The organism is Mycobacterium sp. E2733, assembly GCF_001667585.1.
Taxonomy (GTDB): domain Bacteria; phylum Actinomycetota; class Actinomycetes; order Mycobacteriales; family Mycobacteriaceae; genus Mycobacterium.
Map to the genome: position 1 here is coordinate 100,307 of NZ_LZJZ01000093.1, position 22,321 is coordinate 122,627.

The 22,321-nt window shown below is 68.5% G+C and carries 23 protein-coding genes; 9 read left to right on the plus strand and 14 right to left on the minus strand.

What is annotated here, in order from left to right; all coding sequences use genetic code 11:
* Positions 1–486 (plus strand): YbaK/EbsC family protein, encoded by a 486-nt coding sequence (locus tag A5678_RS17540; protein WP_068044561.1) that lies wholly within the window; start codon positions 1–3, stop codon positions 484–486.
* A 65-nt stretch (positions 487–551) separates the two neighbouring features.
* Entirely contained in the window at positions 552–803 is a 252-nt protein-coding gene (locus A5678_RS17545; protein WP_067947732.1) for a hypothetical protein, read from the plus strand.
* Between the two features lie 6 nt (positions 804–809).
* On the opposite strand, the gene A5678_RS17550 is transcribed toward A5678_RS17545, so the two are convergent.
* Positions 810–1,574, minus strand: coding sequence for an SOS response-associated peptidase (locus A5678_RS17550; RefSeq protein ID WP_068044563.1), 765 nt, complete (start codon positions 1,572–1,574; stop codon positions 810–812).
* Between the two features lie 145 nt (positions 1,575–1,719).
* On the opposite strand from A5678_RS17550, the gene aroA reads away from it, so the two are divergent.
* The gene (aroA, locus tag A5678_RS17555; protein ID WP_156746957.1) at positions 1,720–3,012 is read left to right on the plus strand and encodes a 3-phosphoshikimate 1-carboxyvinyltransferase; all 1,293 of its coding nucleotides are present in this window, start codon (positions 1,720–1,722) and stop codon (positions 3,010–3,012) included.
* Positions 3,009–4,001: a ribosome small subunit-dependent GTPase A gene (gene rsgA, locus A5678_RS17560; protein ID WP_068044566.1), complete on the plus strand. Its 993-nt coding sequence runs from the start codon at positions 3,009–3,011 to the stop codon at positions 3,999–4,001. The genes aroA and rsgA overlap by 4 nt, the downstream gene beginning before the upstream one ends.
* On the opposite strand, the gene A5678_RS17565 is transcribed toward rsgA, so the two are convergent.
* Positions 3,988–4,461, minus strand: coding sequence for a helix-turn-helix domain-containing protein (locus tag A5678_RS17565; RefSeq protein WP_068044568.1), 474 nt, complete (start codon positions 4,459–4,461; stop codon positions 3,988–3,990). The genes rsgA and A5678_RS17565 overlap by 14 nt on opposite strands.
* Positions 4,462–4,557: 96 nt before the next feature.
* Between A5678_RS17565 and A5678_RS17570 the strand changes: the two genes are divergently transcribed.
* The 3 genes from A5678_RS17570 to A5678_RS17580 all read left to right on the plus strand — a co-directional run bounded on the left by A5678_RS17570 (position 4,558) and on the right by A5678_RS17580 (position 7,382).
* Positions 4,558–5,730: a thiolase family protein gene (locus tag A5678_RS17570; RefSeq protein WP_068044570.1), complete on the plus strand. Its 1,173-nt coding sequence runs from the start codon at positions 4,558–4,560 to the stop codon at positions 5,728–5,730.
* 7 nt (positions 5,731–5,737) lie between these two features.
* Positions 5,738–6,826 carry an NmrA family NAD(P)-binding protein gene (locus tag A5678_RS17575; protein WP_068044573.1) on the plus strand — a complete coding sequence of 363 codons (1,089 nt, stop codon included), beginning with the start codon at positions 5,738–5,740 and terminating at the stop codon, positions 6,824–6,826.
* Between the two features lie 70 nt (positions 6,827–6,896).
* Positions 6,897–7,382 carry a DUF302 domain-containing protein gene (locus A5678_RS17580; protein WP_068044575.1) on the plus strand — a complete coding sequence of 162 codons (486 nt, stop codon included), beginning with the start codon at positions 6,897–6,899 and terminating at the stop codon, positions 7,380–7,382.
* Here the strand turns inward: A5678_RS17580 and A5678_RS17585 are convergent.
* From A5678_RS17585 to A5678_RS17620, 8 genes are all read right to left on the minus strand, one after another.
* Positions 7,379–7,915 (minus strand): hypothetical protein, encoded by a 537-nt coding sequence (locus tag A5678_RS17585; RefSeq protein WP_068044577.1) that lies wholly within the window; start codon positions 7,913–7,915, stop codon positions 7,379–7,381. The genes A5678_RS17580 and A5678_RS17585 overlap by 4 nt on opposite strands.
* Positions 7,916–8,066: 151 nt before the next feature.
* Positions 8,067–9,557, minus strand: coding sequence for an NAD(P)/FAD-dependent oxidoreductase (locus tag A5678_RS17590; protein ID WP_068044578.1), 1,491 nt, complete (start codon positions 9,555–9,557; stop codon positions 8,067–8,069).
* A gap of 75 nt (positions 9,558–9,632) precedes the next feature.
* A complete protein-coding gene (locus A5678_RS17595) occupies positions 9,633–10,706 on the minus strand; it encodes an AraC family transcriptional regulator (RefSeq protein WP_082945599.1) in 1,074 nt (357 codons plus the stop codon).
* Positions 10,707–10,826: 120 nt separating this feature from the next.
* Positions 10,827–12,122, minus strand: a complete 1,296-nt coding sequence (locus tag A5678_RS17600) for a fatty acid desaturase (protein ID WP_068044579.1) — start codon at positions 12,120–12,122, stop codon at positions 10,827–10,829.
* Between the two features lie 98 nt (positions 12,123–12,220).
* Positions 12,221–13,372, minus strand: a complete 1,152-nt coding sequence (locus A5678_RS17605) for a ferredoxin reductase (protein WP_068044648.1) — start codon at positions 13,370–13,372, stop codon at positions 12,221–12,223.
* Positions 13,373–13,511: 139 nt separating this feature from the next.
* Positions 13,512–14,027: a hypothetical protein gene (locus A5678_RS17610; protein ID WP_156746958.1), complete on the minus strand. Its 516-nt coding sequence runs from the start codon at positions 14,025–14,027 to the stop codon at positions 13,512–13,514.
* Positions 14,024–14,830 (minus strand): polyphosphate kinase 2, encoded by an 807-nt coding sequence (ppk2, locus tag A5678_RS17615; RefSeq protein ID WP_231983704.1) that lies wholly within the window; start codon positions 14,828–14,830, stop codon positions 14,024–14,026. The genes A5678_RS17610 and ppk2 overlap by 4 nt, the downstream gene beginning before the upstream one ends.
* A 98-nt stretch (positions 14,831–14,928) precedes the next feature.
* The gene (locus A5678_RS17620) at positions 14,929–16,347 is read right to left on the minus strand and encodes a wax ester/triacylglycerol synthase family O-acyltransferase (protein WP_068044584.1); all 1,419 of its coding nucleotides are present in this window, start codon (positions 16,345–16,347) and stop codon (positions 14,929–14,931) included.
* 179 nt (positions 16,348–16,526) lie between these two features.
* Between A5678_RS17620 and A5678_RS28355 the strand changes: the two genes are divergently transcribed.
* Positions 16,527–17,051, plus strand: a complete 525-nt coding sequence (locus A5678_RS28355; protein WP_068044585.1) for an Rv3235 family protein — start codon at positions 16,527–16,529, stop codon at positions 17,049–17,051.
* A gap of 7 nt (positions 17,052–17,058) precedes the next feature.
* On the opposite strand, the gene A5678_RS17630 is transcribed toward A5678_RS28355, so the two are convergent.
* From A5678_RS17630 to mddA, 3 genes are all read right to left on the minus strand, one after another.
* Positions 17,059–18,225 (minus strand): cation:proton antiporter, encoded by a 1,167-nt coding sequence (locus A5678_RS17630; RefSeq protein ID WP_068044587.1) that lies wholly within the window; start codon positions 18,223–18,225, stop codon positions 17,059–17,061.
* A gap of 4 nt (positions 18,226–18,229) precedes the next feature.
* Complete coding sequence (locus tag A5678_RS17635; RefSeq protein WP_068044588.1) at positions 18,230–18,712, minus strand: cation:proton antiporter regulatory subunit; 483 nt, start codon at positions 18,710–18,712, stop codon at positions 18,230–18,232.
* Between the two features lie 72 nt (positions 18,713–18,784).
* Positions 18,785–19,540, minus strand: coding sequence for a methanethiol S-methyltransferase (mddA, locus tag A5678_RS17640; RefSeq protein ID WP_068044590.1), 756 nt, complete (start codon positions 19,538–19,540; stop codon positions 18,785–18,787).
* 207 nt (positions 19,541–19,747) lie between these two features.
* Between mddA and A5678_RS17645 the strand changes: the two genes are divergently transcribed.
* Positions 19,748–21,451 carry an ATP-binding cassette domain-containing protein gene (locus tag A5678_RS17645; protein ID WP_068044592.1) on the plus strand — a complete coding sequence of 568 codons (1,704 nt, stop codon included), beginning with the start codon at positions 19,748–19,750 and terminating at the stop codon, positions 21,449–21,451.
* Positions 21,452–21,519: 68 nt separating this feature from the next.
* Here the strand turns inward: A5678_RS17645 and A5678_RS17650 are convergent, their stop codons facing one another.
* Entirely contained in the window at positions 21,520–22,320 is an 801-nt protein-coding gene (locus tag A5678_RS17650) for an adenylate/guanylate cyclase domain-containing protein (RefSeq protein WP_068044651.1), read from the minus strand.
* Between the last annotated feature and the right edge of the window lies 1 nt (position 22,321).

Below are 22,321 nucleotides of genomic sequence, written 5' to 3' on the forward strand. Positions count from 1 at the left end.
GTGGGCCGCGCCGCCACGCCCGCGCTGGCCGCGTTGGCGAAAGCCGGTGTGCCGCATGAGGTTGTCACCTTCGGACACGATCCGCGGGAACGCTCGTTCGGCGCCGAAGCGGTGCACGCGCTGACGGAGCGCGGCATCGCGCCCGAGCAGATCTACAAGACCCTGATCATCGCCGTGCCGGGCGGACTCGCGGTCGCGATACTGCCGGTGCCGGACCGGCTTTCGCTGAAGGCCGCCGCCGCGGCGCTGGGGGCGGCCAGGGCCGCCATGGCCGAGGCCGCGGACGCCGAGCGCGCCACCGGCTACGTCGTCGGCGCCGTGTCGCCCTTCGGGCAGCGCAAGAGTTTGCCGACCGTCGTGGACGCGGGCGCCCTCGCGTGGGCTCGGGTGTACTGCAGCGCCGGGCGCCGCGGCTGGGACGTCGGGGTTTCACCGCAGGATTTGATCCGGTTGACCGGCGCGGTCATCGCGGACATCCGCGCGTAGCTGCGCGGGCGTACCGCTATGGCGAAAACCGGGCCGTTTGCTCTCCGCGGCGATACGCTCGCGCCATGACGACGAAGCGATCCCGCGGCGCGACGATGGTTGCCGCCGGCGTGCTGGCTTTCTCCGGGCTGATGACGATCGGTGTCGGCACCGGCAACGCCGACACGATTCAGACCGAGGGCAACTACCCGACCCGGGCCGCTTGTCAGGACGCCGGGCCGGGCGTGAAGGCCAGCACTCCGGGAAACTGGAACAACTTCTGGTGCGTGCCGGATCGCAACGTCAACGGCAACTGGAAGCTGGTTCTCAGCAACTAGAGCGACCTAGAGAAGGCGGGCCTGCTCGGGCTCCGGATCGGCCGGCTCTAGTAGCTGGGGCCCGTTGTTGCGGACGTTGTTGACCAGCGTCGACACCTCGCGCATGCGAATGCCGCGCACGTCGGGAGGGCGAACCAGCAGCTTCTCGTCGATCGGGGCGTCCGGGTCCAGCCAGCGGTCCCACTCCCGCTCCGGAACCACCAGCGGCATCCGGTCATGGATCTCGGCCAGTTCCCCGGGCGCGTCGGTGGTGATGATCGTGCAACTCAGCAGGGGCTGAGCGTCTTTGGCGGGCTTCCACACGGACCACAGTCCGGCCATGAACAGCGGCTCCCCGTCCTCGCGGTACATGAAGAACGGCGTCTTGCGGGACTTCTTGCCCGCGGCCGAGTCGGGATTGACGCGCCATTCGTAGTAGCCGTCCATCGGGATCAGGCACCGCTTCGACTTGGCGCTCGACCGGAACGCGGGCGAGGTGGTGACCTTGTCCGCGCGGGCGTTGATCAGCATGGGCCCCTTGGTCTCGGGCGCCCCGTCGGAAGCGGCCTTGGCCCACGGCGGAACCAGCCCCCAGCGCATGAGCCGCACCCGGCGGGTGGGCTGGTCGTCGGGGTCGGTGTGCCGGCTCACCACCGTAGCGATGGTCGAGGTGGGGGCCACGTTGTAGTTGGGCGCCCCGGCACTTTCGGAGGCGCCGGTGGCCTCGTCGATCGCCTTGATCTTCTGGGCCAGCAGCGCCGGATCGGTGGTCACCGCGAACCGTCCGCACATACCTTCAATAGTGGCAGAGCCACGCACTTCCATCAGTGGCAGAGCCACGCACTTCCATCAGTGGCAGAGCCACGCACTTCCATCAGTGGCAGAGCCACCAGCCTCCCATTGGTGGCAGAAGAGCCTGACACGCGATGATGGACCGGTGAGTATGTGGACGGCCCCCAGCGCGCCGAAACCGGTGTGCGCGAGCGTGACCGTTCCGGGCTCGAAGTCGCAGACCAATCGGGCGCTGGTGCTGGCGGCGCTGGCGGCCGCGCAGGGCCCGCCAATCGGGGGCACCTCGACCATCAGCGGGGCGCTGCGCAGCCGGGACACCGACCTGATGATCGGCGCGCTGCGCACCCTGGGCCTGCGCGTCGAGGGCACCGGGTCCGACCTGACGATCGGCGGCGGGATCGCTCCCGGAGCCGACGCGCGCGTGGATTGCGGCCTGGCGGGTACCGTCCTGCGGTTCGTCCCGCCGCTCGCGGCGCTGGGCGGAGCGGTGGTCGAATTCGACGGCGACGAGCAGGCCCGGCTGCGGCCCATCGCGCCGCTGCTCGACGCGCTGCGTGGCCTGGGTGTACAAATCGCGGGCGCGGGTCTGCCCTTCCGGGTCCACGGCAGCGGATCGGTCGCCGGGGGCACCGTGGCCATCGACGCCTCGGCGTCGTCGCAGTTCGTGTCGGGGCTGCTGTTGTGCGCGGCGTCGTTCACCGAGGGCCTGACCGTGCAGCACACCGGCGCGACGCTGCCGTCGGCGCCGCACATCGCGATGACCGTGGTGATGCTGAGGCAAGCCGGGGTCGACGTCGACGACTCGGTCCCCAACCGCTGGGAGGTGCGCCCCGGCCCCGTCGCGGCGCGGCACTGGGAGGTGGAACCCGACCTGACCAACGCCGTTCCGTTCCTGGCGGCGGCCGTGGTCAGTGGCGGAACGGTGCGCATCACCGGCTGGCCCGCGGCAAGCGTGCAACCCACCGACAACATCCTGAGCGTGCTGGGCAAGCTGAACGCCGTTGTCACCCAGGGTGATTCGTTCCTCGAAGTGCAGGGGTCCGCCGACTACGACGGCTTTGACGTCGACCTGCGCGCGGTCGGCGAGCTGACCCCCGCGGTGGCGGCGCTCGCGGCGCTGGCGAAGCCCGGATCGGTGTCCCGACTCTCCGGCATCGGGCACCTGCGGGGGCACGAGACCGACCGGCTCGCCGCGCTGAGCACCGAGATCAATCGCCTGGGCGGCGACTGCACCGAAACGCCCGACGGCCTGGTGATCACCGCGACACCGCTGCATGCCGGCGTCTGGCGCGCCTACGCCGACCACCGGATGGCGATGGCCGGCGCGATCGTCGGGCTGCGGGTGGCCGGGGTCCAGGTGGACGACATCGGGTCCACTTCCAAGACGCTGCCGGAGTTTCCGCGGCTGTGGGCGCAAATGCTGGGGTCCGATATTTGAAGCCCGGCGATTACGACGAGTCCGACGTCAAGGTCCGCTCCGGAAGGGGCTCGCGACCGCGCACCAAGACTCGTCCCGAACACGCCGACGCCGAGGCCGCGATGGTGGTCAGCGTCGACCGCGGCCGCTGGGGATGCGTGCTCGGCGGGGATCCCGATCGCCGGGTCACGGCGATGCGGGCCCGCGAACTGGGCCGCACCCCGATCGTGGTCGGGGACGACGTCGACGTGGTGGGCGACCTGTCCGGGCGGCTGGACACCCTGGCGCGCATCGTGCGGCGCGGCGAACGGCGAACGGTGTTGCGGCGCACCGCCGATGACACCGATCCCACCGAACGCGTGGTGGTCGCCAACGCCGACCAGTTGCTGATCGTGGTGGCCATGGCCGACCCGCCGCCGCGCACCGGCCTGGTCGACCGGGCGCTCATCGCCGCCTTTGCCGGCGGGCTGCGGCCGATTCTGTGCCTGACCAAGACGGACCTCGCCCCGCCGGAGCCGTTTGCCTCACACTTCGTCGACCTGGACCTGAAGGTGGTGGCCGCGGGCCGCGACGACCCGCTGCTCGCGGTGGCCGACCTGCTGGCCGGCAAGATCACCGTGCTGCTCGGGCATTCCGGCGTCGGCAAATCCACGTTGGTGAATCGCCTTGTGCCCGACGCGGAACGGGCCGTCGGCGAGGTCACCGACATCGGCCGCGGCCGGCACACCTCCACCCAGTCGGTCGCTTTTCCTTTTAGAGACCCGCTGGGACATTCCGGCTGGGTGATCGACACCCCGGGCATCCGGTCGTTCGGGCTGGCGCACATCGAGCCCGACGACGTGCTGATGGCCTTCTCGGATCTGGCCCAGGCAATCGAGGACTGTCCGCGTGGCTGCGGACACATGGGGCCGCCCGCCGACCCCGAATGCGCGCTCGACACCCTGGCCGGCCCCGCCGCCCGCCGCGTCGCCGCGGCCCGCCGGCTGCTCGCCGCGCTCAACCAGACTTAGCCAGCCGCATGCCGAGTTCTTCGGGCGCCACCTTATGCCCTTCCGAACAACGGATTTCGACGCTCGCCTCGGCGCCACAGCCGAGATGGGTGAGCCGGAGGCGATTGCGCCCCGGTAGATGACGGCGGCCCCACTCGAACATCGCCCACACCACGGGCATGAAGTCGATGCCGGCCTCGGTGAGCACGTACTCTTCCCGACGCCGCTGCCCGGGCTCGTGGTAGGGCCGCCGCTTCAGCAGCCCCAGCTCGACCAGTTCGGACAGCCGCGCCGAGGCGGCGGCCTTGGTGATGCCCACCCGGCGGGCGAAGTCATCGAAGCGCGTGGTGCCGTAGTAGGCCTCGCGCATAATGAGCATCGCGGACTTGGTGCCCACCACCGCCATGGTCTTCTCGATCGCGCACTCGCCGACGGCCGACCAGGCATCGCGGTCGGCCAGCGGTCCCTGCAGCAGTGTCATAAATCACTCTCCCAGCTGGGTTGCCTTTAGTATACCCAGATCGTTACCTGGATATAGCGATCTATACCTAGACCGCGCGGGACTCGAGGAGGAGCCATGAACCGCGACGCCGTCATCGTCGGAGCCGTCCGCACCCCCATCGGCAAGGGCAAGCCGAGCGGGGCGCTGCACGATGTGCTGCCAGCCGACCTGCTCGCGCACAGCCTGCGCGAAGTGGTGGCGCGCACCGGCGTGGACCCCGCGCAGATCGACGACGTCATCGCCGGCGCCGTCGCCCAGGTCGGCGACCAGGCGGTCAACATCGCGCGAAACGCCTTGCTGGGTGCCGGATTTCCCGAGTCGGTACCGGCCGTCACGATCGACCGGCAGTGCGGCAGCAGCCAGCAGGCCATCAGCTTCGCCGCGCAGGGCGTGCTTTCCGGTGCCTACGACATCGTCGTCGCGGCAGGCGTGGAGTCGATGGGCCGCGTGCCGATGGGCAGCTCGGTGCTGCCGGGCAGCAATCCCTTCGGCGACGACATGACGCGGCGCTACCCCGAAGGCCTGGTGCCGCAGGGCATCAGCGCCGAGCTGATCGCCGCGCGGTGGGGCTTCTCGCGCACCCAGCTGGACGAGTTCTCCGCCGGCAGCCACGACAAGGCCGCCCGCGCCACCAAGGACGGGCTGTTCGACAACGAGCTGATCCCGATCGCGGGCCTTGCCGCCGACGAGTTCATCCGGCCCGGCACGACGGTCGAAACGCTGGCCGGCCTGCGGCCCGCGTTCTACAGCGAGGCGATGGATGCCCGCTTCCCGCAGATCAATTGGGAAATCACCGCCGGCAACTCCTCACCGCTCTCCGACGGCAGCGCTGCGGTCATGATCACCACCAGCGAAACCGCCGAGAAGCTCGGCCTGCGCCCGCTCGCCCGCATCCACACCACGACGGTGGTGGGCTCCGACCCGCTCTACATGCTGACCGGGGTCATCCCGGCCACCGAGAAGGTGCTGCGGCGCGCCGGGCTGACGCTGGCCGACATCGACCTGTTCGAGGTGAACGAGGCGTTCGCCCCAGTCGTGCTGGCCTGGGCGCACGACACCGGCGCCGACCTGGCCAAGACCAACGTCAACGGCGGCGCCGTCGCGATCGGCCACCCGCTGGGCGCCAGCGGCGCGCGCATCATGACGACACTGGTCAACGCTTTGGAACAGCGCGGCGGCCGGTACGGGCTGCAGACGATGTGCGAGGGCGGCGGCATGGCCAACGCGACCGTCATCGAGCGGCTGTGACACGACGATGTCGTCGCACACCATCTCGAAAGTTTTCGTCATCGGCGGCACGGGCGCCCAGGGCATGCCCATCATCCGCGCCCTGGTCGCCGACAACAAATACGCCGTCCGGTTCCTCAGCCGAGATCCCGGCTCCCGGCGAGCGAAGGACCTCCTCGCCCTCGACAACGTGTCCGTCCTGGAAGGCTCGTTCGCCGACGAAGCGGTCCTGCGGGAAGGATTTCGCGGTTGTGACGCGGCATTCGTCAACATCGACGGGTTCAACACCGGCGAGAAGACCGAGATGTATTGGGCCATCCGCAGTTACGAGATAGCTATCGAAGAAGGAATCAAATTCTTCGTCTATGGAAACCTCGACTACGGGCTCAAGAAGTCGGGATACGACTCTCGATTCCGCACCGGCCACTATGACGGCAAGGGCCGGGTGGGTGAGTGGATCCTGTTGCAGAATAAGGTGAATGGCGATCGGATGGGAGCGGCGGTCTTCACGTCGGGCCCATACATCGAGATGGTGATCTCACCCGGTACACCCATGACGCCTACCGTCGAGGACGGCGTCGTGACGTGGCGGGTTCCCCTCGGTGCGGGTGCTGTGCCCCATGTGGCTCTTGAAGATTGCGGATTCTATGTGCGTTGGCTCTTCGACCATCGCGAGCGCGCGAATGGCATGGATCTCGAAGTCGCTATCGACCACATCGCCTACGCGGATCTTGCTGCGGCGTTTGAGAAGGTCACCGGACATCCGGCGCAGTACATCGACACCGATCTAGACGCCTACTTCAGGACCGGTCCCCTCAGTGGAGCCGCGGATGCGCCTGCTGGGTACAACGCCGACCCAAACGACAAGAGCACCATGAACATCCGCGACAACTTCACGGGATTCTGGAATCTGTGGAAATACGGAGTCATTGACCGCGACTACGATCTGCTCGACGAGATTCACCCGAACCGGATCAGAACCGCCGAGGAGTGGCTCCGCAGAGAAGACGAGTTGGGCAGAGCGCTAGGGAGGGGCGGCCTGTGGGAGCGGGTCCAACAGGAGAACCGGACTCCGATCCTCAAGATTGGTGAGGATCAAAGGACAGGGAAATTGTAGGCCCGGCGTCTGAAAGGTGGACTGAGACATGGAATCCTCGCCTTCAACCGGTCTTTCCGGGGGCGGCTCGATGACCGAGATCCGGTTCACGGGCGTGCGGGTGCGCTACGACAGCGTCAAGAGCTACGACGATCTGCTCGCCGCGCTACTGGCCGACATCGGCGAGCGCCCCGTCCCGATCAACGACATCGCGGCGGCAACCGACGGCTGGGATTCTTACCGGCAGCGCGTCGAACCCCACGTTGGGCCAAGCGGGTTCATGCTGTTCGGTGTCGTCGACCACGGCGGGTGGATTCCCAAGGCCGGCATCGACCGCAAGGCGATCCGGGTGATTCTCGGCAACCCATTGATCGCGATCACCATGCTGCGCCACGACGTGACGGCGGGCCTGTTCGCCCCGGTCGAACTCTTGGTCACCGACGAGCCGGCCGGCAGCAGCCTGACGTACGTCAAGCCTTCGTCGCTGATGGTCATCGCCCCCCATCCCAAATTGCTCAGCGCGGCAGAACAACTCGACGCCAAGCTGGCCGCGCTGGCCGAAAAGGTGGTTGGCTAGAGCCAGCCGGTGCGGGCGGCGGCGACCGGCTCGGGCGGCGCCGGAGCCAGTTCCCCGTCCCGCACGCCGTCGAGCATCCGTTTCACCGCGGCCACGATCTCCGGCGCGGCCGCGGCCAGCCCGGCCTTGTCGGCTTCGGGAACCTGGTCGGGGTCGACGCCCGCCCGCGCCAGCACGGAGGCTGGGTCGGTGAGCTGATCGGCGAGCCAGGCCACCGGATCGGCGGAGAGCTCGGGAACGAAATGCCGGCGCCCGGGCTCCCAACCGTCGAACTTCGGGTGGTGATGCGCCCGGTCCAGCGTGCCGGGTGGGCTCTCGGTGGAGCCGAACAGGTCCACCCGCCACACCGGGCGGTTGAAGCCGATCGGGACGCCGGCGTAGATCGACCCCTGCGGCTCGTCGCGGTCGACGAGACGCAGTTCCAGCCTCACGCCCCGCTCCGGCGTCTCCTGACCCTCGAGCGGGCGCGGGTCCACGAAGAACATGTCCCCGACGACCACGCCGAGGGTTTCGAATCCAAACGCTGCAAGCACGCTATGAAGCGTAGTCCCGGTCGGTACGTAGTGCGCCCGGCGCGCTCGCCGGCACGGCGGGCTTGATCGGAGGAGCGGCGGGGATGCGGACGTAGGGGGAACCGAGCGGCGGACGCGGACCCCATGGCGAGCACGTCATAGTCGAACCGGGTCACGCGCCGACCTTCTTGGCCGCGCGGTCCGGCAGCACCACCTGATAGTCCGCAAGGACGACTTCCCGTGTGCGGCGCTGGTATTCGTGCACCAGACCCGGCCAGTTGGTGGTGACCCGCCCGGACGCGGTGCGGTACCAGGAGTCGCAGGCGGTCCAGACGCCGGCGTCCAGGCGGGACTGGATCTCCGCGTCGTAGGCCTGCTCCGCGGCGCGCCGGACCTCGTACGCGCGGGCCACGCCCCCGCGGGCGAGCTCTTCGGTGAGCTGGCGGATGTAGCGCGCCTGCTGCTCCATCATCAGGATGATCGAGCTGCTGCCGAGATTGGTGTTCGGGCCGTAGATCAAGAACATGTTCGGGAAGCCGGGCACGGCCATGCCGAGATGGGCGCGGGCCCCGCCGGCCCACTCGGACTGCAGGTCCCGACCGTCGCGGCCCGTGATCATCATCGGCGCGAGGAACTCGGTGGCCTTGAACCCGGTGCCGTAGATGATCACGTCGACTTCATGCAGCCGACCGTCGGCCGTGCGCACACCCGCGGGCGTCACCTCGGTGATCGGGCCGGTCTCCACGTCGACGTTGTCGCACGCCAGCGCCGGATACCAGTCGCTGCTGAACAGCACGCGCTTGCAGCCGATCGGGTAGTCGGGCGTGAGCTTGGCGCGCAGCACCGGATCTTTGATGTGACGCTTGAGGTTTGCCGACGCGGCGAGACCCACCAGCCGGGCGAGCGGGGCGGCCTTGATCAGCGCTAGGCCGAAGGACTCCGAGATCTCCCAGATCAGCCCGCGCATGGCGGCGGCGAAGCCGGGCACGTTGCGGAAGGCGGCGTGATGCGCGTCGGTGTAGGCGCGATCCGGCTTCGGGATGACGTACGGGGCGGACCGCTGGAAGACGGTGACATGGCCCGCGGTCTCGCGGATGCGCGGCACGAACTGGATCGCCGACGCGCCGGTACCGAGCACGGCGACGCGCTTGCCGGTGAGGTCGACGTCGTGGCGCCACTGCGCCGAATGGAACGAGGGGCCTGCATAGGTGTCGAGTCCCGGGATGTTCGGCAGCGCCGGCCGCGACAGCTGCCCGACCGCGGGCACCAGCACGTCCGCCTCAAAGACGTCGCCCATCGAGGTTTCCACCCGCCACGTTGCGGTGCCGTCGTCGTAGCAGGCCGACGTTACCTCCACCCCCGTCCGCACCAGGTCGCGCAGGCCGAACCGGTCGGCGGTGTCGTGGATGTAGCCGAGGATGTCGGGCTGTTCGGCGTACCGCCGCCCCCAGTCGGTCTTGCGGGCGAAGGAGTAGGAGTACAGGTTCGACGGGACATCGCAGGCGGCTCCGGGGTAGGTGTTCTCCCGCCAGACGCCGCCGATGTCGTCGGCCTTCTCCAGGACCGTGACGTCGGCCAGGCCATCCCTGGTCAGCTCGTAGGCGGCGGCAAGGCCGCCGAAGCCGGCGCCGATCACCAAAACGCGAGGACGAGTCGAATTCATGACCCCAACGCTAGGGGCGGGCGACCTGGCGCGAGCAGCCGATTGCGGTCGGAAAATCCATGATTCCGGCCACCGTCAGACGGCCTGTAGCCGGGCCCGCGGCGCGACCGAACGCTGGTAGCGCGCGGGCGTGGTGCCCGTCCACCGCTTGAACGCGGCGATGAAGCTCGTCGCCTCGGCGTAGCCCAGCCGCAGCGCGACGTCGTCGACCGAGAGTGCGCCCGTCGCCAACATCTCCTCGGCGAGGACCCGGTGCACCTCCTCGACCAGATCGCGGAAGGTCGTGTTCTCCTCGGTCAGCCGGCGCCGCAGCGTCCGCTCGCTCATCGCCAGCTGCCGGGCAACGGCCGCGATCGTGTGGGGTTCGCCGTCGATCGCCGCCAGCCGCTCACGGACTCGCCGGGCGACACCGGTCCGCTTCCGGCGGCCTTCCAACAGGGCTTGGCACTGCTGCTCGCACATGGCCACGCTCATCTCGCTTGCCCGCGGCAGCGGGTTGTCCAGCAGGGCGGCGGGCCAGCGCGCCACGTTGGCCGGCGAATCGTAACGCGGTGTCACGCCGAATGCCTTGCGGGCCAATGCGTCTCCAGGCGCGGGCGCGGGGCCCGCGAACTCGATCGAGGAGAACGGGACGGGCCGGCCCAGCATCTCCGCCATGACCCGGGCGATGGCGGCCAGGTCACGCCGCACCAGAAACTCCGCGACCGGACCGGTCAGGTCGGGCAGGTCGAGCCGCAACGCCGCCACCGGCCCATCCACCGTGACGGTCGGCAGGCAGAAGCCATAGCTGAGTTCGTAGAACCGGGCCGCGAACCGGACGGCGTCACCCAGCGTGGAACTGGTCAGGCACGCGAAGCCGAAGATGCCCAGCGATCCGACGTGATAGCTGCCGCCCACCCGAACCCCGAGGTCGGCCGCGCCGGCCTCTTTGCCCAAGAGGTTCACCAGATTAGTGGCGACCGCCAGCTCTTCGCGTCCGACGATCATCCGGTTGTGGTCGCGCAGGTCGGCCTGCGACAGGCCGGTTCCCTCGAGCAGGTCCGCTACGGCAAGGCCGTTCTCGCAACCGAACTCGGTCATCAACGCGACGCTGGCCGTGCTACGCGGGAAATCCCAGTGCGAAACCTGCGATCCGACGAACACCTGCACGTATCCCAGTATGGCGAACGGCCGTGCGTCAGGCGGCTACCCGCGCCGCCGCGGCGAACGTGCACTCACGGCGAGAAATCGGCCGAAATCCCGCACTGAGTGCACGTTCGGCGGCAAGGGTCAGGCCGCCAGGTCGTCCGCGCCGCCGATCGCGCGCCGCGCATCCCGCTGTGCGCGCTTGGCGCGCCGCCAGCCACGCACGGTCGCGATGGCGGTCTTCAGCCCACGCCGCCTGCCGGTCTCCGGGTCGATGCCCGCGAAACCGGGCGCCAATTCGGCGAACATGCGCTCGCTGCGGGTTTCCGGAGCGTTGTCGGCGTCATCGCGCAGGTACTTGTTCGGCAGTGACAGCTTGGCGAGCGTGCGCCAGGTCTTGCCGTACTGCACCAGGAACGAGCCCGTGGTGTAGGGCAGGTCGTACTTGTCGCAGACCTCGCGGACCCGCACCGAGATCTCGTGCAGCCGGTTGCTCGGCAGGTCCGGGTAGAGGTGGTGCTCGATCTGGTGGCACAGGTTGCCGCTCATGAACCGCAGTGCGGGCCCGGCCTCGAAGTTGGCACTGCCCAGCATCTGGCGCAGGTACCACTGCCCCTTGGTTTCGCCGATCATGTCGGTCTTGGTGAATTTCTCAGCGCCGTCGGGGAAATGGCCGCAGAAAATGACGGCGTTGGCCCACACGTTGCGGATCACGTTGGCGACGGCGTTGGCCTTCAGCGTGGAGCGGTACGTCGCGCCGGGCGACAGCGCGGTCAGCGCCGGGAACGCGACGTAGTCCTTGACCACCTGCCGGCCGGCCTTGGCCAGGAACTCGTCCACCCGCTGCCGGGCGTCGTCGTGCTCCATCCGCTTCTTGACGATCTTGCCGATCTCCACGTGCTGCAGACCGACGCCCCACTCGAAGAGGAGGGCAAGCATGGTGTTGTAGACCAGGTTGAAGATGTTGAAGCGCTTCCAGCGCTGGTCGCGGGTGACGCGCAGCAGGCCGTAGCCGACGTCGTCGTCCATCCCGAGGATGTTCGTGTACTTGTGGTGCACGAAGTTGTGGGTGTAGCGCCAGTGCTTGGACGACCCGCTCATGTCCCACTCCCACGTCGAGGAGTGGATCTCCGGGTCGTTCATCCAGTCCCACTGGCCGTGCATGACGTTGTGGCCGATCTCCATGTTCTCGATGATCTTGGCCACGCCCAGAGTGACGGTGCCGGCCCACCAGGCCGAACGGCGAGAACTGGCGGCCAACAGCAGCCGGCCGGATACCTCCAGCGCCCGCTGGGCCGCGATGGTGCGGCGGATGTAGCGCGCATCCCGCTCGCCGCGCGAGTCTTCGATGTCCTGGCGGATGGCGTCCAGCTCAATGGCCAGGTTTTCAATGTCGCCGTCCGTCAGATGGGCGAATACGTCGACGTCGGTGATCGCCATCGTCTTCTTCTCCCTACGGTTGGATTTGTCGGTGCTAAATCAGCTCCAGACCTACGCTATCGTAACCTACGAATCCGTAGGTTACCTGTGAGTAGCACTTAGATGTCGAGCACACAATCGCCGGAAGCGGCCGACACGCAAGTCTGAATCCGCGTGCCCGGGTCGTGCTCCGCTCCGGTGCGAAGGTCGCGGACGTGCCCGTCCACCAGACCGACCACGCACGACTGACATATACCCATTCGGCAGCCGAAGGGCATCTGCACGCCGGCGCCCTCCCCCGCGTCCATCAACGACGTCGCGGCGTCCGCGGCGACCGCGCGACCGCTGCGGGCGAAGGTGACCGTTCCGCCGGCGCCCGCCGGCGCGGCCTTGGACACGGCGAAGCGTTCGAGGTGCAGCCGCTCGCCGATGCCCACCGCCGACCAGACCTTTTCGGCCTGGGTCAGCATGCCCTCCGGCCCGCAGGCCCAGGTGTGCCGTTCGCGCCAGTCCGGTACCTCGTGGTCGAGCCGGGCGAGGTCGAGGCGACCCTGGGTCCGGGTTTCCCGCAGCAGTAGCCGATAGCCGGGGTGGTCGACGGCCAGGGCGGCCAGCTCGGTGCGAAACATCACGTCGGCTTCGGTGGGCGCCGAATGCACGTGCGCGATGTCGCCAATCTGGTTGCGGCGCACCAGGGTTCGCAGCATGGACATCACCGGAGTGATCCCCGATCCGGCGGTGAGGAACAGGATGGACGCCGGCGCGGGATCCGGCAGCACGAAGTTGCCCCGCGGTGCGGCCAGCCGGACGATGGTCCCCCGCTCGACGCCCGCCACCAGGTGGGAGGACAAGAACCCTTCGGGCATCGCCTTCACCGTGATGGTCACCGTGCGCCTCGTGCCCAATCCGGACGTCTCGGCGGGGCTGGACGTGAGCGAATACGACCGCCAGCGCCAGCGCCCGTCCATCAGCAGGCCGATCCCGATGTACTGGCCCGGCTGGTAATCGAAGTTGAAGCCCCACCCCGGCTTGATCACCAGGGTCGCGGAATCCTCCGTCTCGCGGCGCACCTCGAGGATGCGGCCCCGCACTTCCCGCGCCGACCACAGCGGATTGGCCAGGTGCAGGTAGTCGTCGGGCAACAGGGGTGTCGTGATGCGCGCCGCGAGCTTGCGCAGCGCGTGCCAACCGGGATGCCGGTCGGCGCCGGCGACGACTGGCCGCTTGGTCTCGATGACGTTGCCCGTGATCGATGGGTTACGTCTGCCCAGGGGAAGCTCCTGCTCACTAAGCGCCGTCTTGGTTGCGCTCCCTATTGTGATCGATTCTCTGGGCCTCACGAAACCTACGGTACCGTAACCTACGGTGCCGTAGCCAGCGTCAAGGCCGAATACTCGGCATTCGCGCCGGTCAGAGCAGCTCGAGCAGGAACGGCAGCTCCTGGTTGGCGTACCACGCCAAGTCATGGTCTTGCGCGTCGCCGACGATCAATTCGGCGTCCTCGTCGCCCAGGTCGGCGGCGTCGATGGCCTCGATCGCCTTCGTCACCGCGGGCTCGGCATCCGCGTTGTCTACGTACGCGGCGATCACATCCTCCAGCGCGACGGGCGCGCCGAGTCTCACCACCGCGTCGTCGAGGTCGGGACGGAAGCTGACGTCGCCGACCTCTGCGGCCAGCACCGCGCGCCGCGGTGGCAGGGATCCGGAAACGGCGCCTTCGGCTTGCGTGCCGGCCAGCAGGCGCAGCGACGCCAGCGCAGCCTCGCGCAGCGCGACCTCGGCGAGCTCGTCGTCGTCGCCCTCGGCGTATGCCTCGCGCAACGTCGGCGTCAGCGCGAATGCGGTGCCGTTGACGGGCCGCAACGAGCCCTCGGCCACCAGGCCCTGCAACATGGCCAGCGTGGCCGGAATGTAAACGAGCGTCACGAATCCCCCATGAGCGTGGCCGCGTGGTCCTCGACGTACTTGGACAGCTCACGCGGCGGGCGCCGGTAATTTCCGCTCACCACCGGGTTTTTGGGCAACTTGACGTGGGGCCGCTCGACGTCTTCGTATTCGATGGTGGACAGCAGATGCGCCATCATGTTCAACCGCGCGTGCTTCTTGATATCCGATTCCACGACATACCACGGGCTGACCGGGGTGTCGGTGTGCACCATCATCTCGTCCTTGGCGCGCGAATAGTCCTCCTGCCGATAGAGCGACTCCGTGTCCATCGGGCTGAGTTTCCATTGCCGCACAGGGTCAGTCAGTCGCGCCTTGAACCGGCGTAATTGCTCGCCCGCAGAGACCGAAAACCAATATTTTCGCAGCAGGATCCCGTCATCGATCAGCATCTGTTCGAAAATGGGGGTCTGGCGCAAGAACAGCGCATGCTCTTGCGGCGTGCAAAATCCCATGACCTTCTCCACGCCGGCGCGGTTGTACCACGACCGATCGAACAGCACGATTTCCCCTTTGGCGGGAAGGTGGGCGATGTAGCGCTGGTAGTACCACTGGCCGCGTTCCCGGTCGGTCGGCGAGGGCAGCGCCGCGATTCGGGCGACGCGCGGGTTGAGGTATTCGGTGATCCGCTTGATGGTTCCACCCTTGCCGGCTCCGTCGCGGCCTTCGAAGATGACCACCAGACGTTGGCCGGTGTGCCGCACCCACTCCTGCAGCCTCACGAATTCCGTTTGCAGCCGGAACAATTCGGCCTCGTATACCTCGTCAGAAATCTTCGGCGTGATCGGCGCCGCTGATTTCGCCGCCTTGGCCTTGGGGCCCTTCGTTTCGGTGCTCACATCAACGAATGATAGAACCGGCCAGTGCTTTTCACCGGGACTAATTACCGGGAAGCTTCCAGCAATTCCTCGAGCGCTTGGCTCAGCAGGCCGGGCAGCAGCTCAACGTCGCTCATCGCTTCGCGGTCGGCGTTGATGCCGAAATACAGCATGCCGTTATAAGACGTCACACTGATGGCCAGGGCCTGGTTGTGCAGTAGCGGCGGAACGCCGTACGTCTCGAGCAACTTGGTGCCGGCGATGTACATCTGCGATTGAGCCCCCGGCGCGTTGGTGATCAGCAGGTTGAACGTCCGCCGGGAAAAGCTGGGGAAACTGGTGGCGACCCGGATCCCCATGGCGTGCAGCGTGGGTGGCGCAAATCCCGACAGGGTGACGATGGTCCTGGCGTCCACCAAGCGGGCGGCCGTGGGGTTCGACTCGGTGGCGTGCGCGATCTGCGACAGCCGCACCACCGGGTTCGGCTCCCCCACCGGCAGGTCGACCAAGTACGGCATCACCTGGCCGATGGCCTGGCCGGGGCCGGTCGCGTCGAGCTGGTCCTCGGCGTAGATGGACAGCGGCGCCATGGCCCGAACCGTCGCGGTCGGCGACACCGCCACCCCGCGTGACATCAACCAGCTTCCCAGGGCGCCGGCGATCACCGCGAGCACCACATCGTTGACGTCGCAGTCATATCGCGCGCGCACGGTGCGGTAGTCCTCGAGGTTGCAGCTCGCGACCGTGAACCGCCGGTGGCGGGAAACGGTCGCATTGAGCGGACTGCTCGGCGCGGTGCCGCGCGCAACGGCCCGCGCGAAATCGACGACCCGGCGGCCCGCCGCGAGGAGTTCGCCATGGTTGGTCATCAGGCCGCCGATGGCCGATCCAACGGCCTGCACCTGGGTGCTCGGTCCCACGAACCAGTCGCCGATGGCCCCGAAGATCAGCCGCGCGTTACCCGGGTCGCGCTCCGGGACCCAGATGTCCTCGGGCAGCGCCGGGGGGCGCTTGGTGCGGTCGGCGATGACGTGGTTGATCTCCAGCGCCGCCATGCCGTTGATCAAGGCCTGGTGCGACTTGGTGTAGAGGGCGACCCGGTTCTTCGACAGGCCCTCGACCAGATACATCTCCCACAGCGGCCGCGACTTGTCCAGCGGACGGGCCGCCAGCCTGGCGATCAGCTCGTGCAGCTGTTCGTCGCTGCCCGGGGAGGGCAGCGCGGAGCGCCGCACGTGGTAGGTGATGTCGAAGTCGGCGTCGTCGATCCACACCGGCCGGGCCGACCCGACCCGTACCTCGCGGACTTTCTGGCGATAGCGCGGAATCTGTGGCAGCCGCCGTTCGACCGTCGACAGCAGCGTCTCGTAGCTCAATCCCGCGCGCGGGCGGCGCAGGATCGACAGCGATCCGACGTACATCGGGGTGGCCGTGTTTTCCAGCCGGAAAAACGACGCGTCCGATGGGGACAACCGGGTCACCATGGGGCGCAGTCCTCCTCATCGAATCATCGCCCTGTTGCTTAAGGAGACGTGCCGCCCACGGTAATCGTCCAGCCGGGCCACGGCCGAGCGCGGGTACGCGCGAGCCCGAGTTGTGCCATGATGACCACTGCCTGTCACTCTCCAGCGGGCTCCCGGTTCCAACAGTTGGAGAGTGCGCGTTGAACACCAGTCCTGTCGCGGGTCCGCCGGATGCCTTCGCCGTCCTACCCGTCGTCGACTACGAGCCCCCTACTGGGAGCGTTCCTCCGTGCCGGCCGTCGTCGCGCGGACCGTTGCGCCGGCGCAGCGCCCACGCCCCGCGCCGGCCCTGCCCGCCCGGCAGGCAACCGGCCGAGGTGCCCCAGATGTCGCGGCAGATGCGGCAGGCGGCGATATTCGCCGACGCGGCGCTGCGCCGGGTACTGGAGGTCATCGACCGCCGCCGCCCGGCCGCTCAGCTGCGCCCGCTGCTCACGCCCAGCCTGGTCGATTCCGTCGTCTCGGTGGGCCACTCGGCCGCCGGCCGGGAGGCTGCGGCGGTGCTTCGGCGGCTGCGTCTGCAGCCGGCCGGTCGGGACCCGGAGGCCGCGGCCGAGGTTTCCGGCTCGTACAGCCGCGGGAACCGGATCCATGCCATTGCCTGCCGCGTCGAGCAGGTGGAGGCCGGCGCCCGCTGGCGGGTGGTGGCCCTGCACATCGGTTGATCGACGGTCAGTGCGGGTTGGTGGGGGGCACGGCGGTGGGCGCCAGCGGGCCGCCCGTGTAGCGGGCCAGCACCGGACCCGCGATCGCCATGATGAACACGTACGACGTCGCCAGCGCGGCGACCGCGGGGATCGACGTGCCCGCCAATCCGATGATGATCAGCGAGAACTCGCCCCTGGCGATGAGCGCGGTGCCCGCGCGCAGCTGCCCGCGCCGCGCCACTCCGTCGCGCCGGGCGGCGAAGATCCCGGTGGCCACCTTGGTCGCCGCGGTCACGACGGCCAGCATCAGCGCCGCCGGAAGCATCGGGATCAGCTCGTGCGGGTCGACCGCAAAGCCGATGGCCAGGAAGAAGATGGCGGCGAACAGGTCCCGCAACGGGCCCAGCACTTTGCGTGCCCGGTCCGCCGTTTGCCCGGTCAGCGTCAGCCCTACCAGAAACGCGCCCACGGCGGCCGACGCGTGCAGGGATTCGGCGATCGCCGCCACGATCAACGTGATGCCCAGCACCCGCAGCAGCAGCTGTTCGGAGTCGGGGTGTTCGACCAGACGACCGACGTGGTGGCCCCAGCGGTAGGACGCGGCGAACGCCGCCAGCAGCGCGGCCACCGCCACCACCATGCCGACGACGGCGCGTAGCCAGCCGCCGCCCGCTGCCAGGACGGCGAACAGCGGCAGGTAGGCCGCCATCGCGAAGTCCTCGAGGACCAGCACGGAGAGCACCGCAGGCGTCTCCCGGTTACCGAGCCGGCGCAAGTCCTCCAGCAGGCGCGCGATGACACCCGAGGAGGAGATATAGGTGACGCCGGCCAGGCACAGGATGGCCACGCCGTCCAATCCCAGCAGCCAGCCGGCAACCGCGCCGGGCGCCGCATTGAGGACGATGTCGACACCGGCGGACGGCAGGTGGTGCCGCAGGCTGGCGGCGAACTCGGCCGCGGAGAACTCGAGGCCCAGGGTCAGCAGCAGCAGCACGACGCCGATGGGCGCGCTGGTGGTGATGAACTGGCCGCCGGCGGCCAGCGGCAGGATCCCGCCCTTGCCCAGCGACAGGCCCGCCAGCAGGTACACCGGAATCGGGGACAGGGCGAATCGGCGTGCGACGGCGCCCACCACGGCCAACATGGCCAGGAGGGCGCCGAGTTCTAACAGCAGCGCCCACGAAACCTGCACCGGCTCAGCCCTTGTCGATGATCTGCTCTACACCGGCGATGCCGTCCTGGGTGCCGATCACGATCAGAACGTCTTGGGCATAAAGCATTTCGGCGGGACCGGGCGAGGCGAGCACTTGCTCGTTGCGCACGATCGCGACAATGGAGGCGCCGGTGCGGGTGCGCGCGCGGGTGTCGCCCAACGGGTGGTCCACGAAGGGGCTGTCGGCCAGGATGTGGACCTGCCCCGTCTCGAGGCCGGGTATTTCGCGGGCCAGCTCGGTGAACCGCTCCGCGATGCGCGGCGCCCCGAGGATCTGGGCCACCGCCTCGGCCTCTTCGTCACTGAGGTGCAGGAGCGGCCGGGCCTCGTCCGGATCCTCCCGGGCATAGACGACGACCTCGAAGTCGCCGCTCCGCCGCGCGATGATGCCGATGCGATCGCCCTTGTGATCAGTGAATTCGTAGCGAAGGCCGACGCCCGGCAGCAGCACCTCCTTGACATCCATACCGTCAATCCTGACAGGTCGTCCGGAGGCGCCGGCGCCGGATCGCCGAGCTCCTAAGGAACTGCTAGATAGTCAGGCCTGCCGGGCCATCCCCGTGGCGTGGCGGCGCGGAATCGGCAGCAGCATCGACACCTCGCGGCGGTACTCCCGGTACGGGTGGCCGAGCGACGCGACCAGGTCGCGCTCTTCGAGCTGCGTGGCGATCAGGATGTAGGTCGTCATGCCGATCGAAAACAGCAGGTGTCCGGCCGTCATTACGGGCGCCGACCAGAACGCGATGACCATCCCGAGCATCAGGGGGTGACGCACCACGCGATAGAGCAGGCGTACGCGGAATTCGATGCTGGTGTACGGCCGTTGGCGCGACGCCAGGTACACCTGACGGAGCCCGAACAGGTCGAAATGGTTGATCAGGAACGTCGCCAGCAGCGCTACCGCCCAGCCGAGCCAGAACAGCACCCACAGCACCGCGCGGGCGGCCGGCATCCGCACATCCCAGATGACCGTTGGCATGGTCCGCCATTGCCAGTACAGCAGCGCCAGCACCACGCTCGACAGCAGCACGTAGGTGCTGCGCTCGATCGGCGCCGGCACCAACCGCGCCCACCATCGCTTGAACCCGGGCCGGGCCATCACGCTGTGTTGGGCGCCGAACAGGGCGATCAGCGCCGCGTTGATCGGTATCGCCGCGGCGATGGGCGCGGTGAGCCCACGATTGACGCTTCGTGGCACCGCGAAATCGCCCACGAAACCAATGAGATAGAGGAAGGCCGCGAGGAAGAGCAGGTACGCCGCGGCGCCGTAACCAAGCGTCAAGTATCGCTTCATGGGGTAAGTGTCCGCCGCCCAGGCACGCTGGGATATAGGTCGTTTGCCTCATCTTCGGCGAGCGGCGCCCTAGGTATTTTTGACTATTCCCGCGGCGGGCCCGCAACCTCGGCTCGATTTGGGGCAAACGCCTCATGCGACCGCGGAACCCGCACACCGATGATCACCCATGACGGAACTACTTCGAGAGAACATGGGGACCAGATCATGACTGAATTGGCATGCAGCGCAGCGCCGGTCGACTTGCCGGGTGGGTCCCGGGTCGATGCTGTCGACGTGAGCCGAAGCGCCGGTGGGCGGCAGATCCTGAACAAGGTGTCGGTCTCGGTGGAACCCGGCGAATTGGTGGCCATCGCCGGCGGCAGCGGCGCCGGGAAGACCACGTTGTTAGAGATTCTGGCTGGACTGCAACCTCCATCCGCCGGACAGCTCTGGCACGACGGCGTGGTCCGCGGTGACCGCGTCGACGCCGACGCGAAAGTCGGCTATGTGCCCCAGGACGACATCATTCACCTCGAAATGCCCCTGCGCCGCACCCTGCGCTACGCGGCGCTGCTGCGGCTCCCGGCGGGCACGTCCGCGGCCGAGGCCGAGCGGATCGTGGACGAGACTCTGCGCGATCTCGACCTGGCCGATCGGGCAGACGTGCCGGTGCGCGCCCTGTCCGGCGGTCAACGCAAGCGGGCCAGCATCGCGGTCGAGCTATTGACCCGGCCACGTCTCTTCTTCCTGGACGAGCCCACGTCCGGGCTGGACCCTTCGACTGCTGCCGACGTGATGCGCCTGCTGCGCCAGCTCAGCCAGCGTGGGGTCACCGTCGTGCTCACCACCCACGAGCCGGCCGGCATCGAACAATGCGACCGGGTGGTCTTCCTGGCTCGCGACGGCCACCTGGCCTTCACCGGCAGCCCGGCCGCCGCCCGACGCTATTTCGGCGTGGGTGCCCTCACCGAGGTGTATGAGCGGTTGGCCGGTGAGCACAGTCCGCAGGTCTGGGCGCGTCGATTCGCGGACAGCCGCGTGAGGTCGAACGCCCGGGCCGGCTTGGCCCCAGAGCGCGTCCCGGCCGTCCGCTCCCACGTCAAGCACGCGGGCGCGGTTCGGCAATGGTGGTTGCTCACCCGGCGCAACGTAGACGTGCTTTCCCGCAATCGGCTGACCCTTGCCATCCTGCTCGGCTCGCCGGTGCTGGTGACGGCGATGATGGCGACGCTGTTCAAACGCGGCGCGTTCGACCCGGGTAGCGCGGCCGGGGTGGGCCCGGCGCAGATCGTGTTCTGGATCGCCTTCGATGGCTTCTTCTTCGGCCTGACCTACGGGCTGCTGCAGATCGTGGGCGAGATGGCCGTCTTCCGGCGCGAACGCATGGCCGGGCTCAGCGTGGGCGCCTACGTGGCGTCGAAGGTGACGGCGCTGCTTCCGGTTCTGGCGGGAGTGAGCGCGGTGTTGCTGGTCGTGCTGCGCGCGCTCGGTCGGCTGCCCGCCGCCGGATGGGACGTGTACGCCCTGATGTTCGCGACGATCGTGATCGAGGCGACCTCGGCGCTGGCCCTCGGCCTGTTCGCCTCGGCCGCGGTCTCCAACGCCGCACAGGCAGCCCTTGCGCTGCCGATGCTGTGCTTCCCCCAGGTGTTGTTCGGCGGCGCCATCGTGCCCGTCGACCAGATGGCCACCCCCGGGCGCGTGATGAGCACGATCCTCGCCAATCGCCACGCCTTCGACGCGTTGGGTCGCGACCTGGAGCTGGATCGCTACACCGCCACCCTGCCCGCCATGTCCGCCTACCGCGACACCTTCCACGGCGGCACGACCGCCAGCCTCGTCGCGCTCGCCTCGTTTGCGGTCGCCCTCACCCTGGCAACCGCCTGGCTGCTGGACCGCCGCTCGCGACCCGGTGCCTCCACGCGCTGAGCCGACAAAATGCTCTGCAGCGCAGAGATATTGATGAGGTGGTCACCCTGCCCGGCAGGGTGACCACCTCAGAATTTCCGGACGACGACGTCGATCGGCGCTTCCAAGCCCCGCAGATTCAGCGTGCGTCGCGCCATATCGGCCGTCATTTCGTCGGCGACTCCGCGGGCCACCAACAACTCGCCTCCGGCGGCGCGTTGCTGCATCCGGGCCGCGGCGTTGACCGGGCTCCCCAGGGCGGTGAAGTCGACCACGGCGCCACCGACGTTGCCGACGTAGGCGATGCCCGCGTTCACTGCGACGCCCACGTCCAGCCAGGGTCCGCCTGGCGCGCCGTACCCGACCGCTTTGAGAAGGTCGGCTCCCGCCTCGACGGCTCGTTGCCGATACCGGGGGCCGCTGATGCCCGGGACGAAAAACGCCATCACTTCGTCACCGATGAGCTTGTCGATCACCGCGTCGTGGCGCAGGAGTATGTGGGTTGCGGCGCCGTAGAACCGGTTGAGCAGCGCGGCGAAATCCGCGGCGGCCCGGCGGTTGCCGAGCGCCGTGGAGCCGCGAACGTCGGCGAACAACACCGCGATGTCGACCTCCGCTCCGCCTCGCGGCAGCGCGTCGCAGCATCGCATGCACAGGTTGGGATTCTTGCGGGACGGGCGGAATCCTGCCGCGGCAAACAGCCGGCCGACGGGGCCGCCGAACGGGTTATTGCACAGCTTGCATCGCGGCGCCGAGGGCAGGTAGCGAAATGCGCGCCGCGCTCTGACCAGAGAGGCGTGACCGTCGGTGAGCACCTTTTCCCACAGCCGCGACGGGGGCGCCGCTTGCCGGTCGGATGGCAGCGGCGTCGTCGGGCCGGCGGTGGTCATG

Excerpts from the sequence above, each read along its gene's own strand:
- A5678_RS17545 (WP_067947732.1), top strand. The coding sequence starts at position 552 with ATGACGACGAAGCGATCCCGCGGCGCGACGATGGTTGCCGCCGGCGTG.
- A5678_RS17550 (WP_068044563.1), bottom strand. The coding sequence starts at position 1,574 with ATGTGCGGACGGTTCGCGGTGACCACCGATCCGGCGCTGCTGGCCCAG.
- A5678_RS17565 (WP_068044568.1), bottom strand. The coding sequence starts at position 4,461 with ATGACACTGCTGCAGGGACCGCTGGCCGACCGCGATGCCTGGTCGGCC.
- A5678_RS17570 (WP_068044570.1), top strand. The coding sequence starts at position 4,558 with ATGAACCGCGACGCCGTCATCGTCGGAGCCGTCCGCACCCCCATCGGC.
- A5678_RS17575 (WP_068044573.1), top strand. The coding sequence starts at position 5,738 with ATGTCGTCGCACACCATCTCGAAAGTTTTCGTCATCGGCGGCACGGGC.
- A5678_RS17580 (WP_068044575.1), top strand. The coding sequence starts at position 6,897 with ATGACCGAGATCCGGTTCACGGGCGTGCGGGTGCGCTACGACAGCGTC.
- A5678_RS17590 (WP_068044578.1), bottom strand. The coding sequence starts at position 9,557 with ATGAATTCGACTCGTCCTCGCGTTTTGGTGATCGGCGCCGGCTTCGGC.
- A5678_RS17600 (WP_068044579.1), bottom strand. The coding sequence starts at position 12,122 with ATGGCGATCACCGACGTCGACGTATTCGCCCATCTGACGGACGGCGAC.
- A5678_RS17620 (WP_068044584.1), bottom strand. The coding sequence starts at position 16,347 with ATGGTGACCCGGTTGTCCCCATCGGACGCGTCGTTTTTCCGGCTGGAA.
- A5678_RS17635 (WP_068044588.1), bottom strand. The coding sequence starts at position 18,712 with ATGGATGTCAAGGAGGTGCTGCTGCCGGGCGTCGGCCTTCGCTACGAA.
- mddA (WP_068044590.1), bottom strand. The coding sequence starts at position 19,540 with ATGAAGCGATACTTGACGCTTGGTTACGGCGCCGCGGCGTACCTGCTC.
- A5678_RS17645 (WP_068044592.1), top strand. The coding sequence starts at position 19,748 with ATGACTGAATTGGCATGCAGCGCAGCGCCGGTCGACTTGCCGGGTGGG.
- A5678_RS17650 (WP_068044651.1), bottom strand. The coding sequence starts at position 22,320 with ATGACCACCGCCGGCCCGACGACGCCGCTGCCATCCGACCGGCAAGCG.